Below are 13,608 nucleotides of genomic sequence, written 5' to 3' on the forward strand. Positions count from 1 at the left end.
CAGGTTGTGGGACTACAGCAACCTGGAGAGCTTATCGCCCAAACCGTCGCCGTCAGGCGCACGCACCTCCGGCGCCGTGTCGGGTTCCCACCTTTCGTCGCTCTGCGGCACCTCCATGGGAAGGCCGTGGGCCAACGTGTGCTCGCCGGGCGTCAGTTGGCGGATGGCGCGGGCGCGGACATGCTCGGGCTGGAGGCTGGCGAACTCGGCGTACAGGTCCGGGTCGTGCTGGCCGTCGTCGCCGACGAGGACCCAGCGGATGTTGGGGAGGTCACGGGCCAGTTCGCGCAGGCAGCGACGCTTGTGGTCCGGGCCGCTGCGGAACCAGCCGGTGTTGGTGGGGCCCCAGTCCGTCAGCAGCATCGCGCCCTGCGGGATCCCGTGCCGCGCGATGAACCGCTTGATCATCGGGAACGTGTTCCAGGCCCCCGTCGAGATGAAGATGATGGGTGCGCCGGGGTGCTGGGCGAGCAGTTGCTGGTACAGCCGCGCCATCCCGGGGACGGCCTGGCGGGCCTGTTCCGTCAGCACGAACGAGTTCCAGGCGGCGAGCATTGGCCGGGGGAGCGAGGTGCTGAGGATGGTGTCGTCGATGTCGCTGACGATGCCGAAGTCCACGTCGTCGCCGATCACCTGGACGCTGGCCAGCGCGGAGGCGCCACCCTCGCCCTCGAGGGTCACCGAGTGCCAGCCCGGCGCCAGCCCTGGGTTCCGGACGCGCACGTCGATGAAGCCGCCTCTGTCTGCCTGGACGGGGATACGGACGTCGCCGATCACCACCGACACGATGGCGTTGACCTTGGCGGCGGCCATGAAGTTGCGCCAGCCGCGGCGGTAGATGAGGGCAGAGGCTGCCTGCACGATGCCCAGCGTGTCGGACGGGCGCAGCACGACCCGGGCGAGGATGCGTAACTGCTCGCTGGTGCCGTAGCCGGTGTAGGAGATGATCGACTCCTGCCAGCCCCTGCGGCCGAGCGCGCTGTTCAACAGCGAGTTGAGTCGGTCTTCCATGCGGGCTGCGATGAAGGGGCGAGAGGCCATGAACCAAACCTATCCGGCTCCGTGACAGAATGGCCCGGTGACCGCCGACAACCAGACTCTCCCCACCGGCCTCATTGACGAGATCGCCGAATGCGGGTTCTATCCCAGCCTCGTTGCCGAGACGGTGCTGATGGGATTGCAGGGTCGACCGGTGCTGCACTACCTCGTGCAGCACGAGGCCACCTTCGCGGGGCACGAACTGCACCGGCACATGACGGTGCTGGTCCTCACGGAGCAGCAGTTGCAGATCTGTCACATCGACGAGGGTGAGGGCGGCCGCGCAGAGGCGCTCGCCACCTCTGAGGTGGTCGCGCTGCGGGCCATCGATTCCGTCGTGGTGACGCGGGCCATGGCCAATCCAGAGACGCGCTCCGGGCTGAACGAAGCCTGGCTGACGATCGTCTGGGGCGCCGCTCGCCGGCTCGACCTGGGCCCGGCCACGTGTGAGGACCCCACCTGCGAGGCGGACCACGGCTACACGGGTGTGCTGCAGCCCGACGACATCACCGTGCGCATGAGCCCCGCGGCGGACGGTGAGAACGCCAAGCGACTCGTGGATTTCGGCGCCGCCCTCCAGCTGGTGGTCGCCTGATGTTCACGTTCGTGGATCCTCGCTACGGGGACCTGTCGCTCGCCAACCTCCTGCCCAGCGTCGTGGCTCGGCTCGATGGTGAGATCCCCCTGATCGAGATCCCCGAGGCCCGGCAGTACGTCGTGCTGCTGATCGACGGGCTCGGCTGGCACCAGCTCAGGGAGCACGCCGCGCACGCGGAGACCATGGCCGGCCTCCTGGACCGCGGCCACCGGCTCACCTGTTCCGTCCCGTCCACCACCGCCACGTCGCTGACGTCGCTGGGCTGCGGCGCCACGCCGGGTGAGCACGGGGTGATGGGCTACAGCTTCTACGAGCCGACGGTGGGCCGGGTCATCAATTCGCTCACCTGGGAGGGCGGCCCCGACGACATCGAGGGGTTCGCTCAGAAGCCCACCGTGTTCCAGCGCCTGGCCTCCCAGGGGCGGCCCAGCGCGGCCGTGACGCTGGAGCGGTTCGCCGGCAGCGCACTCACCAGGGTCGCCTTCGCGGGTACCCGGCTGTTCCCGGTGGCCAATGAGGGCGATGTGGACGAGATCACCGGCCACGTGACGGAGGCGCTGCGCGAATCGGACGTCGTTTACCTCTATGAACGGCTCCTCGACTCGGACGGCCACTCCCACGGGACGGGCAGCTGGCAGTGGCTCGACCGGTTGGCCGTCATCGACGACTACGTCGCCCACCTCGTGGAGACCCTGCCGCCGTCGGTGTGTCTGCTCATCACTGGCGACCACGGCATGCTGAACGTCCCTGAGGACACCCGCGTCATCGTCGAGGATGAACCGCGGCTCGCCGGCTACTCGCACCTGGGCGGCGAGCCCCGATTCCGCCACGTCTACGGCGAGGACCCCCGGGCCCTGGCCTGGGCCTGGGAATCGGTGTTCGGTGAGCGGGCGCTGGTGCTCCGTCGTGAAGAGGCCATCGAGGCGGGCTGGTTCGGACCCAACGTGTCCAACATGAGCTCCGCGCGCATCGGGGACGTCGTGGCGGCGATGACCGGTACCTGGGCGGCGATGACGTACGCCACGCCCGGCGAGTTCTCCCTGGTGGGCATGCACGGCTCCCTCACCGCGGCCGAGATGGAGGTCCCCCTGCTGATGCACGGGGGTGGCCGGTGAGCCTGCGCATCGCGATCCTGATCGACGACTTCTTCCCCGCCTCGGGGGGCATCTCCAGATCCGTACAGACGCAACTGGAGGAGCTCACCCGCCTCGGTCACGACGTCACCCTCATCGCGCCGGACCGGCACCTGGTGCCGCCACCCGGGGCACGGACCATCGCCTGCCCCGTGCTGTACAGAGAGGGCCTGCCCTCGCACCTGAGTGTGCTGCAGCCGACGGAGCGTCTGGCCCGCAGGATCTCCGCGAGGGCCGCGTTCGACGTCGTGCACTCCCAGACGGAGCGGGGCGCGGTGGTGCTGGGCGCCCGCCTGGCGCGCCTGCAGAACATCCCGCACGTGCACACCTTCCATGCCAACATCGCCGGCACCCACAGCACGCTGCCGGTGAAGGCCGTGTTCGGGTCGCTCGGCTACGAGGTGCTGGTCACCCGCGCGCTGGCGCTGGCCTCCAAACGGCCGCCGCGCTTCACTTCGGCGTTGCCGCCCCGCACCGCGGAGCCGGACAACAACGGCTTCTTCACGCGGATGGATTGGCGCTCCCTGGGGTGGATCGCGGCCCACGTCGATCGTGTGACCAGTCCCGCCCAGTACATGCTGGACAACATCGAGGCCGCCGTCGCGCAGCCCATCGCTGGCCGGGAGATCCGCAACGCGTCGGCCGACACCTTCGTCGGCGTCGAGGCCCCGCGCAGGACCGACAGCAGCGCAGTGCGCTTCCTGAGCATCGGCAGACTTGCCAAGGAGAAACGCCTCGACGTGGCCATCCGGGCCTTCAACCGGGCCGGGATCCCCGGTGCCGAACTGGTCATTGTCGGCGACGGCGACCAGCGCGCCCGTCTGGAGACCCTCGCCGGGCCGGGCGTGCGGTTCCTCGGGGCGCTCTCCGAGCGCGAGGCCGTGGCCGAGCAGTACCTGATGGCGGACGCGATGGTGCTCAGTTCGTACCGTTTCGACGTACAGCCCATGGTCATCCTCGAGGCCGGCGCCGCTGAGCTGCCGGTGCTGTATTGCGACGACCGGCTGACCGCTGGACTGAGTCCTGCCACCAGCCGCCTGGTGGCCCCGGACATGCAGGCGCTGGCCGTCGGGCTACGGGAGATGGCGGAACCCGGCCGGCTTGCAGCGTTGCGCCGGGGATACCGCGAGGTGGACGTGCGGTTGCGGCCATCGGACATGGCCGACGCCTACGTCGAGGTGTACGAAGAAGCGATCAGGATGCCGAGGAGACATGGCTGAACTTGTGTTCCACAGCGGACCGATGGACTGTGGCAAGTCCACGATGGCCCTGCAACTGGACCACGTCCATTCCACCCATGGACGGCGGGGACGGGTCTTCAGTTCTCAGGACCGGGCGGGGCAGGGCGTGATCACCTCCAGACTGGGGCTGAGCGCCCGCGCCATCGAGGTCTCAGCGGAGTTCGACTTCTGGCGCTACGTCATCACCGAACTGACCAGCGGCCGCATCGTCGACTACCTGGTGTGTGACGAGGTCCAGTTCTACACGGCGGAACAGATCGACCAGTTGGGGCGGATCGTCGACGAACTCCAACTCGACGTCTACGCGTTCGGGATCCTCGCCGATTTCCGCACGGAGCTGTTCCCGGGCTCCAAACGATTGGTGGAGCTGGCAGACAGGCTCGAGATGCTGTCGCTGGGGCCGCTGTGCTGGTGCGGCGCCCGCGGAACGCACAACGCGCGCACCGTCGACGGGTTGATGGTCACCGAGGGTTCGCAGGTCGTGGTGGGTGACACCGCGGCGGGCGAAGAGGTGCGCTACGAGGTGCTGTGCCGCATGCACCACCGTCGGCGGATGACGGCGACGAGGGCTCGGGCGACGCTGTCTCCGGATCCGTTGCCTTTCGACGACAGTGCCCTGTGACAAGCCACTGACCCCGCTGCGCAAACGCGCACTCGCCCTTCGCAATACGGCGTCCGCGGTTCCCAATGCCCCGAAGGGTCGGGGAGGATCGCAGGAAAACCGTGCCACAGTTCCGTGGCGCGCCTAGGGAGATAAGGGTGCGAAGATGCACGTGCGAAGAAAGTCCAGGAGCCTGGCGGCCCTGGTGTCCGCGTTGGCTGTCGCCTTCAGCGGAGTCGCCGCCATGGTGGCGCCGACGATGGCGTCGGCCGAGGACATCGGAACCAACGTCGCGTTGACCTCCAACGGTGCCGTCGTCAGTGCCTCTGGCAATGAGACGACCACCTGGGTCGCGGAGAACGCGACAGACGGAGATATGAACTCCCGGTGGTCCTCGAACCACTCCGACCAGGCCTGGCTCCAGGTGAAGCTGGCCCAGCCCACGGTCGTCGACCACGTCAACATCTACTGGGAAGCCGCCTGCGCCGCGCAGTACAAACTGCAGGTGTCGAATGACGGGACCATCTGGAGCGACGCTACCGCGTCGATCCGGCCCACGTGCCCGGCAGCCGGCACGGCGGGGCTGGACAAGCAGACCCTCAACGCCGCCACCACCGGCGAGACATGGAGCTATGTGCGCATGCAGGCCGAGGACCGTACGCCCATCGGAGGCTCGAAGTGGGGCGTGTCGCTCTACGAGTTCGAGGTCTGGAACGGCGCCGAGCCCACCCCGCCGGCCCCACCGTCAGGCGCAGTGAACCTGGTTCCGTTGCCGGTCAAGGTGACTGAGGACGAGGGCCAGCCCTTCACGCTCGACGCGAACACCCGGATCGTCGCCTCCGGTGAGGCGGCCCCCATTGCCGAACTGCTCGCCGCGCAACTGCGGGCGGCCACTGGCTATGCACTGCCCATCGTGGCTGCTGCAGACAGTAACGCGATCGAGTTCGTGGTGGACCCCGCGCTGGTTCCCGTCGTTGCTACCCCGAGCACGGATGAGCCCTACAAGCTTGTGACGGCCGAGGGCCGCGCCACGATCACTGCAAAGGCCAAGCACGGCCTCTGGAACGGCGCTCAGACTCTCCTTCAGTTGCTGCCCCCGATGATCTACTCACCTGACACCGTCTACACCGAGTGGACTGCACCCGCGGTCACAGTCGAAGACGCGCCGCGTTACGTGCATCGCGGCACCCAGATCGACGTCGCCCGCTCCTTCATCGAGGTCGACGAACTGATGAACATCATCGACACCCTTGCGTCGGTGAAGATCTCGCGCATCCACCTGCACCTGGCAGACGATCAGGGCTGGCGCATCGAGATCACCAACGAGGGTCGCGTCGAGGGCGACGAGATCGACTACACCCGCCTACATCGCATCGGCGGCAACCTCTCTATGGCGGAGACCACGGCCGGCAAGGACTTCGGTTATCGGCAGGAGATCGGGCGCAACGGCTATTACACGCAGGACCAGTACCGTGACATCGTCGCCTACGCCGCGGCGCGCCAGATCACGATCGTGCCCGAGATCGACGTGCCCGGCCACACCGGTGCGATGCTGCACTCCCTGCCGGAGCTGAACAGCACGGGCAGCCGGCCGTTCGCCACCGTCTACGGCAACACCGTCGAGCAGAACAACGGCAACGTCGGCGAATCCACTCTGGACGTCAACAACCCCCAGACCTGGACTGCGCTCAAGCACGTTTTCGGTCAACTGGCCGAGATGACACCTGGCCCGTACATCCACGTCGGTGGCGATGAGACCCACGCCACCCCGCACGCCGATTTCCAGGCGTTCGTGCGCCAGGTCATCACCATCATCCGCGGCCTGGACAAAAGCGCCATCGGCTGGAACGAGTTCGCCGACGCGGGCCTCTCCGAGGGCGATGTCGTCCAGTACTGGGTGGGTGGCACCCAGCGCACCTACGAGGCGATCCAGGCCGGTGCCAAGGTGGTCGTGTCAGCGTCCAACCGTGCCTACCTGGACATGAAGTACTCGAGCAAGACGCCCATCGGCCTCACCTGGGCCGGCATCGGTGATCTCGATCACTACTACACCTGGAACCCGCTGACGGTCGTCGTGCCTCCCGCAGGTTCCGAATTGCCGGCTGTCACGGAAGACGATCTCCTGGGCATGGAGGGCCCGATGTGGTCCGAGACCATCCGTCGTGGCACGCAGAACGAATTCATGATGTTCCCGCGCGCCATGTCCCACGCGGAGGTCGGTTGGACCCCGCAGGCGCAGCGCGACGTGACGGAGTTCATGAAGCGGATGGAGCCCATGGGCGCCAGGCTGCTGGCCAGGGACTCCAACTTCTACGACAGCCCCAAGGTTGCGTGGGACGTTGCAGCCGCGGGTGTGGACGCCAAGGCAGCCCCGGGCACCGCAATGCTCGTGGAACCTGCCACCATCGCAGCCCCGGGAACCAAGGTCTCGGCTGACGGCACGTCGATCCAGGTCGACACCGTCGACGACGCCGACGGCCGCAGCAACTCGGAGCTGACAGCCCCCCTGACCGCCACCGTGGACTTCGGTGATGGCTCACCAGTGGTGGACGCCACCTTCACGCCGGTCCAGGAGCGCACCCCGGTGCACTCAGGCTCGCGCTATCTGGTGGGTGCCGAGCACGCCTATGCCGCCGAAGGCTCGTTCGACGCGACTGTGACGTTCTCCGACGGCCGCGTCGTGACCGGCAAGGTGGCTGTCGAGGCCGGGTACACCGCGCCCGTCGCCTGGGCACCGGACGTGTGCGTCGCCCCGACGGTGAGCGTTGAGAATGCCACCATGAAGGACAACACCCGTATCGTCGCGGATCTGGCCGGCTTCACGCCGAACAGCCTCGCCACGGTCCAGTTCAGCCAGGACCCTATCGAGGTCGCCGGCGCCAACGACACGAAGTTCGAGGATCCGTCGATCCAGGGTCGCTTCTGGATCAGTGACGACGGCAGCGCCCACCTGACGATGCCGGTGGTGTACCGCACGCTCGCCGGTCAGTACCTGCTGCGCGTGACCGATGTCGACGGGCGTTTCTCGGAGCAGGTCATCACTGTTGACTCGCCGTGGGCGCCGCTCACCGGGGAACTCATCACCGGCGCGACGGCCACCGCCTCGTCTCAGGCGCTCAACGAGCCTGCCCCCGACGGCAGGGCGACCGCTCTGGTCGACGGTGCACGCAACACGTTCTGGCACTCCTCGTGGAACCCGAACGACCCGATGCCGCACACCATCAACGTCGATCTGGGCAAGGTCTACGACCTCGATTGGCTCACCTGGGTACCGCGTCAGGACAGCAACAACGGGCAGGTGTCGAACTACACGATCGCCTACAGCGACGACAACGTGACCTGGTCGGAGCCGATGGCCAAGACGCTGCCCGCGGGCAGGGCCGCCACGGACATCGACCTCGATGTGTCGGCGCGTTATGTGCGCATCGTGATCACGGAGAACCACTCCACGACGGATCCGCACGCCACCATCGGCGAACTGGAGTTCCGCTCCGTGTCGACCGAGCCCCCGGTGGTCGTCACCCCGGTGCCGGAGACCTGGGCCCCGCCCGTCCCCTGCGGACCTGACGTCACTGACCCGGTGGTCGAGGCCATCGGCGCCCAGAGCGGCACCGTGGGCACTGCGCTGTCCATCCAGGTGCGGGCCACGGACGAGCGTCCGGGAACCCTCACCTACGCCGCCACCGGGCTGCCGACCGGCGTGACCATCGACGCGGCCACCGGGCTGATCGCCGGTACGCCGTCGGCGTCGGGTGCGTTCACCGTCGTGGTGACCGTCACGGATGAGGCCTCCAACGCGGGGACGGCCAGCTTCACGCTGACCGTTGCCAAGGGGGCCACGCCGTCGCCGAGCCCGTCGGTGTCGCCGTCGGTCAAGCCCTCCGTGAAGCCGTCGGTCAAGCCGACGGTCACGCCTTCGGGCAAGCCGACGACCACGCCGGCCTCGGACAAGTTCGTCCCGACGGTGCCCTACACGCTGCCGGGCAAGCACGAGTTCAACGGTCGTCAGTGGTTCACGGAATGTGAGGCCTACTCGCAGACGGAGCGCTGCCGCACGGAGATCTGGGCCACGGTGGTCAAGGTCGAGAACGGGCAGTTCGTCCGCGAGTCGGGGTGGGCGTTCAACAACCTGACCTACCTGCCGTACATGACCCGGCAGGCCTGGAAGGGCAACCCGCTCGGTGATCTCGAGTCCACTACCAAGGGCCTGTTCACCTCTGCCGGTCGGCAGTGGAAGACGGAATGTGACACCCCGGCCACGGGTCGGGGCGCGTGCCGCTCCTACACCTGGACGACGGTGTACGCGGCCACTGCGAAGCCTGTGGGTGGGTATACCTTCTCGCAGAGCAACGAGTGGGTCTTCAACAACATCGTGATGTTCGGAGGTCCCGAGAAGCGAGGCTGATCCTGACCTGGGCCGCGCGTTCCGCGCGGCTCAGGCGGTCAGCTGACCAGTAGCTGAAGCGAAACCCCCGGGCTTCCAAGCAGAACTGCTTGAAGCCCGGGGGGTTCTTTCGTGCTGTGGCCCCCGCCTGCTACTTGGTGGGGCCGCCGAACATGATCTCGTCCCAGCTGGGCACCTTCGCCCGACGGCGACGGCGGCTGGGCTTCTGCTGCTCGTCCTCAGCCTCGACGAGGGCGTCCTGGGTGGGTTCCGCCACCTCGGTCACCGGCTCGTCCTCGATCACCGTCGTGACCTCATCCTGCGGTGCCTCCTCGGCCGGGTTCTCGGGGGCGGTGAGGTCTTCAGCGGGTTCATCCACGACGGGTTCCTCGTCGGCCTGCACCTCGGGTGCGACCACAGGGGCCTCCTCCTGCACAGGGTCCAGAATGCCGGTGTAGATGCGCACCGAGTCTTCGCTGATGCCGCTCAACATGTCATACAGGCTGTCGAGTTCGGAGGTGTCCTCGTTGCCGTCGTGCATCAACTCCGACGAAGGCACTTCGTCGCCGGGGTGCGTCACGGGTTGCGTGGCCCGCACCAGGGCGAGTTCATCGTGGAAGTCGATGGTGTTCTCCTCCTCGGGGGGAGCGTCGCCCCGCGCCTCCTCGCCGATCATCCAGCGGGCGTCGGAGTTGTGGGCCACCGAGAAGCGACCCTTGGGGTCGAACACGAACTCGGCCACCCTTGACTCGGCCTCCACCTCTGAGGCGAGGCGGGCGACGATGCGCCACTTGAGGTCTGGCTGGCGCCATGCGTCCCACGTGACGTCGTCGGCGTCGATGCTGCGCGTGCGGAGCCTCGTGGCGATGAGTTCGCCGAGACGCCTGTGCGTGCCGGACTCGCCCCGACGGCGCACGGTGGACACCTGGGCCGTCTGGGCGACATGTTCGCGTTCGGCGAGCACGGGGCCGGCGAATGCGTCGATGCGCTCGGCCGGCATTCCGCTCTCCGCAACCAGGTCCTCGATGGAGGCACCCGCACGGACACGGGTCTGGATCTCCCGTGGGGTCAGAGAGTGGTCCATTGGGCTCCTCGTACGGCTGGCGACTGTCTGGGACAACTTACCAGCGTACGCCCTCGTCGCGCGGTAGGCAGAGCGCTGGGAGGGCACATTCCCAGACACAGGTGCCGAGCGGGTATCCCACATTTTGGCGGGATGTGGTACACATAGCGCGATCGCGGCAACGAAAGGACATACACGGATGGCAACGGACTACGACGCTCCCCGCAAGACCGACGAGGAGATGAGCGAGGATTCGCTTGAGGAGTTGAAGTCGCGTCGCGCTGACAAGAACTCAGGCAAGGTTGACGAGGACGAGGTCGAGGCGGCCGAATCCTTCGAGCTGCCGGGAGCTGACCTCTCCCATGAAGAACTGACCGTGCGCGTCCTGCCGCGGCAGGCGAACGAGTTCACGTGTGCTTCATGCTTCCTCGTGAAGGCCCGCCCGCAGCTCGCGGAGGAACGCAACGGCCAGTACTACTGCGTCGACTGCGTCTGACAGCTGGATCAGGTGAGGCGTGAGCGCAGCTTGCCCGGACCGTTGTGGCTGAAATTGGCCATCCAGCGGCGATGCACGTAGCGGTTCATGACGAGCTGCGCCACTCCCACCCCCAGGCCGCTGGCGGCTGCCCAGATGAGGCCGTTGACCAGCGGGGCCTCCGGATCATTGGGGTCCGGCGGCGGCTCACCGGTGGCGGCCTCCCAGACCTTCGTGATGGTCTTCTGCACCACCATCGTCGTGACGGCACCTGCAGCTCCCGCGTAGAGCTTCCACATGATCTTCTCGGTCATTGCCATGAAGGTTCCTTTCGACGGCACCAGATCCATGCCCATTATGCCCACGGGTTAAGGTGACTGTCGTGAGCTATTCCGAACGCCTGCACATCCCCTGGTGGTGGATCGTGATCGGCCTCCTGTTCGTGGCAAGTATCGCCGTCGCCGTGCTCGCCTACCTCGAACTGTGGTTGGCCATCAGCGTCATCGCGTTGACCCTCGTGGGCGTCGGGCTGGGCCTTGTCGCCTACAGCGCCACCCGCCTGAGCGTCGACGGCGAAGCCTTCACCGCGGGGCGCAACAGGCTCGAGCGGGACTACATCGGCGAGGTGACCGCGCTCGAGGGTGAGGCGGCCCGCCAGGCGCTCGGCCCCGGCGCCGACAATCGCGAGTTCCTCTTCACCAGGCCCTTCATCGACGGCCTGGTGCGGGTGGAGTTGGCGGATCCGGCAGACCCGCACTCGCGGTGGCTCGTCAGCACCCGGCGCCCCGCCGAACTCGCCGCAGCGCTCAGCGAGATTGCGCGATGAACATCAACACCGTCGCTGCCGACGGGCACCTCCCCAGCTACGCGCACCCGGGCGACGCCGGCGCTGATCTCCGCACGACGGAGGACGCGGTGTTGGCGCCGGGGGAGCGCCGCCTCGTGGGCACCGGCGTGTCGGTGGCCATCCCCGACGGTCACGTCGGTCTGGTCACGCCCCGCTCAGGGCTCGCGGCGCGGACCGGGCTGAGCATCGTCAACTCACCCGGTGTCATCGACGCCGGCTACCGCGGTGAGATCAAGGTGTGCCTCATCAACCTCGACCCGCACGACCCCATCCGGCTCAGCGCCGGGGACCGGATCGCGCAGCTGCTGATCATGCCTTGTGTGACGGCCTCCTTCACACCCGTGGACGATCTCGATGAGACTTCGCGCGGGATCGGTGGGTATGGTTCAACTGGTGGTTTCACCACACCCTGAGATCAGAAGGAAGACCTGTGATTTTCGGACGCAAGAAGCGCCCCGCTGAGGCCGAACAGAACCGGCCGACCACTGACGTCGTGGACGAGCGCATCGCGGAAGAAGCGGAAGACCGCCCGGCAGAAGCCGAGGCGCAGCCCGAAGTGACGCCGATCGAGGCCCAGGCGGCCCTGTGGGACGCCGAATTCGACCGTGACTGGGGCCCCTTCGACATCGAAGAGGTGGACCTCGAGGCCGACGCCGACGAGGTGCAGCGCCTGGATCTCGGTACGCTCGTGCTCACGCCCTTCGAAGGCATGTCCCTGCAGTTGCAGGTCAACAAGGACACCAACACCGTGCAGTCCCTCCTCGTGGGCGACGGGAACCAGTCGGCCCTCGAGGTGGCGGTCTTCGCCGGCCCGGGAAAGTCGTCGATGGTGCCCGAGATCCGCTCCGAGATCATCCGCGCCACCCAGCAGCAGAAGGGGCGCATCGAACTGGTCGAGGGTCCCTTCGGAGCTGAGGTCCGCCGGTCGCTGCCCATGACAGACCCCAACGGCAATCCAGCCATGCACGTGTCGCGCACCTGGTTGGTGCCCGGCCCCGGCTGGGTGCTCCGGGGAGTTCTCCTCGGCAAGGCCACGTTCGAGCCCAACAACGAAGACGTCCAGGTGGCGCTGCGCGAGTTCTTCAGCGCCCTCGTCGTCCGTCGCGGCACCGCGCCGGCAGCACCGGGCAGCCTGCTCCCCATGACGGTGCCGCAGCAGGCCCAGCAGCAGGCGGCGCAGGAGGACTGAGAAATGACTCGTACGTCGCTCCGGGAGCGGCTGCGGCGCTGGGTGACCCCGATCGAGGAGTTGGAGGCCACTGAGCTGATCCAGCGCGCCGAGGACAGCGGGGCACAGCAACTGGCACGGTGCGAGCCGCGCAGTCGAGTGACGCTCCGCGGCGAGATCGTCTCCATCACCTCTGATGCCGAGAACGGTTGGCTGGAGGCGGAGGTCAACGACGGCTCCGGCACCGTCCGGTTGATCTGGATGGGCCGCAGCCGGCTCGAATGCCTGATGCCGGGGCGCCACATCCGCGTTGCCGGCAGGCTCGCCGACGAGGACGGAAATCCGGTGATCTACAACCCGGATTTCGAGATCATCCCCTAGCTCTCCTCGGGCTCTGATTCCGGGTCGAAGAGCTCGGCCAGGTCAGGCTCTGATTCCTGGGTGACCAGGAACAGCAGCTCGTCGCTCGCCTCGAACGCACGGTCGCGTTCGGGGGTCAGCGGGGCGCCGTCGCGGATGATGGCCACCAGCACCGCGTCGCCCGGCAGTTGGATGTCGCGGATGCGGTGGCCGATGAAGCGTGAACCCACGGGAAGCCGGATCTCCGAGAGATGCGTCGTGGACTTCGTGAAGGTCAGCAGCCGAACGAGGTCGCCCGTGGACACAGCCTCCTCGACGAGGGCCGACATCAGGCGGGGCGTCGAGACGGAGACGTCGACGCCCCACTGGTCGTCGAACATCCACTCGTTGCCCGGGTGGTTGACCCGGCCAACGGTTCGGGGCACGCCGAATTCGGTCTTGGCGAGCAGGGAGTGGACGAGGTTGGCCTTGTCGTCACCCGTGGCCGCGATGGCCACGTCGTAGCGGTCCAACTCCGCTTCCTCGAGCGAACTGAGCTCGCAGGCGTCAGCCTCGAGCCAGGTGGCGCCAGGGACGGCACCGCGGTGAATGGCGGAGCGGTCCTTCTCGATCAGAAGGACCTGGTGGCCGTTGGCGATCAGTTCACGGGCGATGGAGCGGCCGACGTTGCCTGCTCCCGCGATGGCGACGCGCATCTCGT

General features: G+C 67.5%; 14 protein-coding genes. 10 read left to right on the forward strand and 4 right to left on the reverse strand.

What is annotated here, in order from left to right; genetic code table 11:
- Positions 1–12 precede the first annotated feature (12 nt).
- The gene (locus ACZK4S_RS08265; RefSeq protein WP_463643950.1) at positions 13–1,041 is read right to left on the reverse strand and encodes an App1 family protein phosphatidate phosphatase; all 1,029 of its coding nucleotides are present in this window, start codon (positions 1,039–1,041) and stop codon (positions 13–15) included.
- Positions 1,042–1,078: 37 nt separating this feature from the next.
- Between ACZK4S_RS08265 and ACZK4S_RS08270 the strand changes: the two genes are divergently transcribed.
- The 5 genes from ACZK4S_RS08270 (at position 1,079) to ACZK4S_RS08290 (ending at position 9,016) form a co-directional block, all read left to right on the forward strand.
- Positions 1,079–1,633 carry a DUF5998 family protein gene (locus ACZK4S_RS08270; protein ID WP_076058754.1) on the forward strand — a complete coding sequence of 185 codons (555 nt, stop codon included), beginning with the start codon at positions 1,079–1,081 and terminating at the stop codon, positions 1,631–1,633.
- The gene (locus ACZK4S_RS08275; protein ID WP_076058756.1) at positions 1,633–2,751 is read left to right on the forward strand and encodes an alkaline phosphatase family protein; all 1,119 of its coding nucleotides are present in this window, start codon (positions 1,633–1,635) and stop codon (positions 2,749–2,751) included. The genes ACZK4S_RS08270 and ACZK4S_RS08275 overlap by 1 nt, the downstream gene beginning before the upstream one ends.
- A complete protein-coding gene (locus tag ACZK4S_RS08280) occupies positions 2,748–3,989 on the forward strand; it encodes a glycosyltransferase (protein WP_463643951.1) in 1,242 nt (413 codons plus the stop codon). The genes ACZK4S_RS08275 and ACZK4S_RS08280 overlap by 4 nt, the downstream gene beginning before the upstream one ends.
- Positions 3,982–4,632, forward strand: coding sequence for a thymidine kinase (locus ACZK4S_RS08285; RefSeq protein WP_076058760.1), 651 nt, complete (start codon positions 3,982–3,984; stop codon positions 4,630–4,632). Before ACZK4S_RS08280 ends, ACZK4S_RS08285 begins: the two co-directional genes overlap by 8 nt.
- A 145-nt stretch (positions 4,633–4,777) precedes the next feature.
- On the forward strand, positions 4,778–9,016 hold the full coding sequence (locus ACZK4S_RS08290; protein WP_463643952.1) for a family 20 glycosylhydrolase: 4,239 nt from the start codon (positions 4,778–4,780) through the stop codon (positions 9,014–9,016).
- A gap of 130 nt (positions 9,017–9,146) precedes the next feature.
- Here ACZK4S_RS08290 and sepH read toward each other — a convergent pair whose 3' ends face one another.
- Positions 9,147–10,202, reverse strand: coding sequence for a septation protein SepH (gene sepH, locus ACZK4S_RS08295; RefSeq protein WP_463643953.1), 1,056 nt, complete (start codon positions 10,200–10,202; stop codon positions 9,147–9,149).
- A gap of 55 nt (positions 10,203–10,257) precedes the next feature.
- On the opposite strand from sepH, the gene ACZK4S_RS08300 reads away from it, so the two are divergent.
- Positions 10,258–10,554, forward strand: coding sequence for a DUF4193 domain-containing protein (locus tag ACZK4S_RS08300; RefSeq protein ID WP_076058767.1), 297 nt, complete (start codon positions 10,258–10,260; stop codon positions 10,552–10,554).
- An 8-nt stretch (positions 10,555–10,562) separates the two neighbouring features.
- Here ACZK4S_RS08300 and ACZK4S_RS08305 read toward each other — a convergent pair whose 3' ends face one another.
- Positions 10,563–10,853, reverse strand: a complete 291-nt coding sequence (locus tag ACZK4S_RS08305; protein ID WP_463643954.1) for a DUF4235 domain-containing protein — start codon at positions 10,851–10,853, stop codon at positions 10,563–10,565.
- Between the two features lie 62 nt (positions 10,854–10,915).
- On the opposite strand from ACZK4S_RS08305, the gene ACZK4S_RS08310 reads away from it, so the two are divergent.
- Genes ACZK4S_RS08310 through ACZK4S_RS08325 form a run of 4 tightly spaced genes read left to right on the forward strand, consistent with a single transcriptional unit; the run spans position 10,916 to position 12,929 of the window.
- Positions 10,916–11,359, forward strand: a complete 444-nt coding sequence (locus tag ACZK4S_RS08310; RefSeq protein ID WP_158069027.1) for a DUF3093 domain-containing protein — start codon at positions 10,916–10,918, stop codon at positions 11,357–11,359.
- Positions 11,356–11,793, forward strand: a complete 438-nt coding sequence (dut, locus tag ACZK4S_RS08315; protein ID WP_463643955.1) for a dUTP diphosphatase — start codon at positions 11,356–11,358, stop codon at positions 11,791–11,793. Before ACZK4S_RS08310 ends, dut begins: the two co-directional genes overlap by 4 nt.
- A gap of 17 nt (positions 11,794–11,810) precedes the next feature.
- Positions 11,811–12,569 carry a DUF3710 domain-containing protein gene (locus ACZK4S_RS08320; protein WP_463643956.1) on the forward strand — a complete coding sequence of 253 codons (759 nt, stop codon included), beginning with the start codon at positions 11,811–11,813 and terminating at the stop codon, positions 12,567–12,569.
- Between the two features lie 3 nt (positions 12,570–12,572).
- Positions 12,573–12,929: an OB-fold nucleic acid binding domain-containing protein gene (locus ACZK4S_RS08325; protein WP_463643957.1), complete on the forward strand. Its 357-nt coding sequence runs from the start codon at positions 12,573–12,575 to the stop codon at positions 12,927–12,929.
- Here ACZK4S_RS08325 and ACZK4S_RS08330 read toward each other — a convergent pair.
- A complete protein-coding gene (locus tag ACZK4S_RS08330; RefSeq protein ID WP_076058776.1) occupies positions 12,926–13,603 on the reverse strand; it encodes a potassium channel family protein in 678 nt (225 codons plus the stop codon). The genes ACZK4S_RS08325 and ACZK4S_RS08330 overlap by 4 nt on opposite strands.
- Positions 13,604–13,608 lie beyond the last annotated feature (5 nt).

This window comes from Tessaracoccus zhenghani (assembly GCF_055326325.1).

What these genes read in the sequence shown, in the direction of transcription:
- ACZK4S_RS08265 (WP_463643950.1), bottom strand. Translation starts at nt 1,041, where the DNA reads ATGGCCTCTCGCCCCTTCATCGCAGCCCGCATGGAAGACCGACTCAAC.
- ACZK4S_RS08275 (WP_076058756.1), top strand. Translation starts at nt 1,633, where the DNA reads ATGTTCACGTTCGTGGATCCTCGCTACGGGGACCTGTCGCTCGCCAAC.
- ACZK4S_RS08285 (WP_076058760.1), top strand. Translation starts at nt 3,982, where the DNA reads ATGGCTGAACTTGTGTTCCACAGCGGACCGATGGACTGTGGCAAGTCC.
- ACZK4S_RS08290 (WP_463643952.1), top strand. Translation starts at nt 4,778, where the DNA reads ATGCACGTGCGAAGAAAGTCCAGGAGCCTGGCGGCCCTGGTGTCCGCG.
- sepH (WP_463643953.1), bottom strand. Translation starts at nt 10,202, where the DNA reads ATGTGGGATACCCGCTCGGCACCTGTGTCTGGGAATGTGCCCTCCCAG.
- ACZK4S_RS08300 (WP_076058767.1), top strand. Translation starts at nt 10,258, where the DNA reads ATGGCAACGGACTACGACGCTCCCCGCAAGACCGACGAGGAGATGAGC.
- ACZK4S_RS08305 (WP_463643954.1), bottom strand. Translation starts at nt 10,853, where the DNA reads ATGGCAATGACCGAGAAGATCATGTGGAAGCTCTACGCGGGAGCTGCA.
- dut (WP_463643955.1), top strand. Translation starts at nt 11,356, where the DNA reads ATGAACATCAACACCGTCGCTGCCGACGGGCACCTCCCCAGCTACGCG.
- ACZK4S_RS08325 (WP_463643957.1), top strand. Translation starts at nt 12,573, where the DNA reads ATGACTCGTACGTCGCTCCGGGAGCGGCTGCGGCGCTGGGTGACCCCG.
- ACZK4S_RS08330 (WP_076058776.1), bottom strand. Translation starts at nt 13,603, where the DNA reads ATGCGCGTCGCCATCGCGGGAGCAGGCAACGTCGGCCGCTCCATCGCC.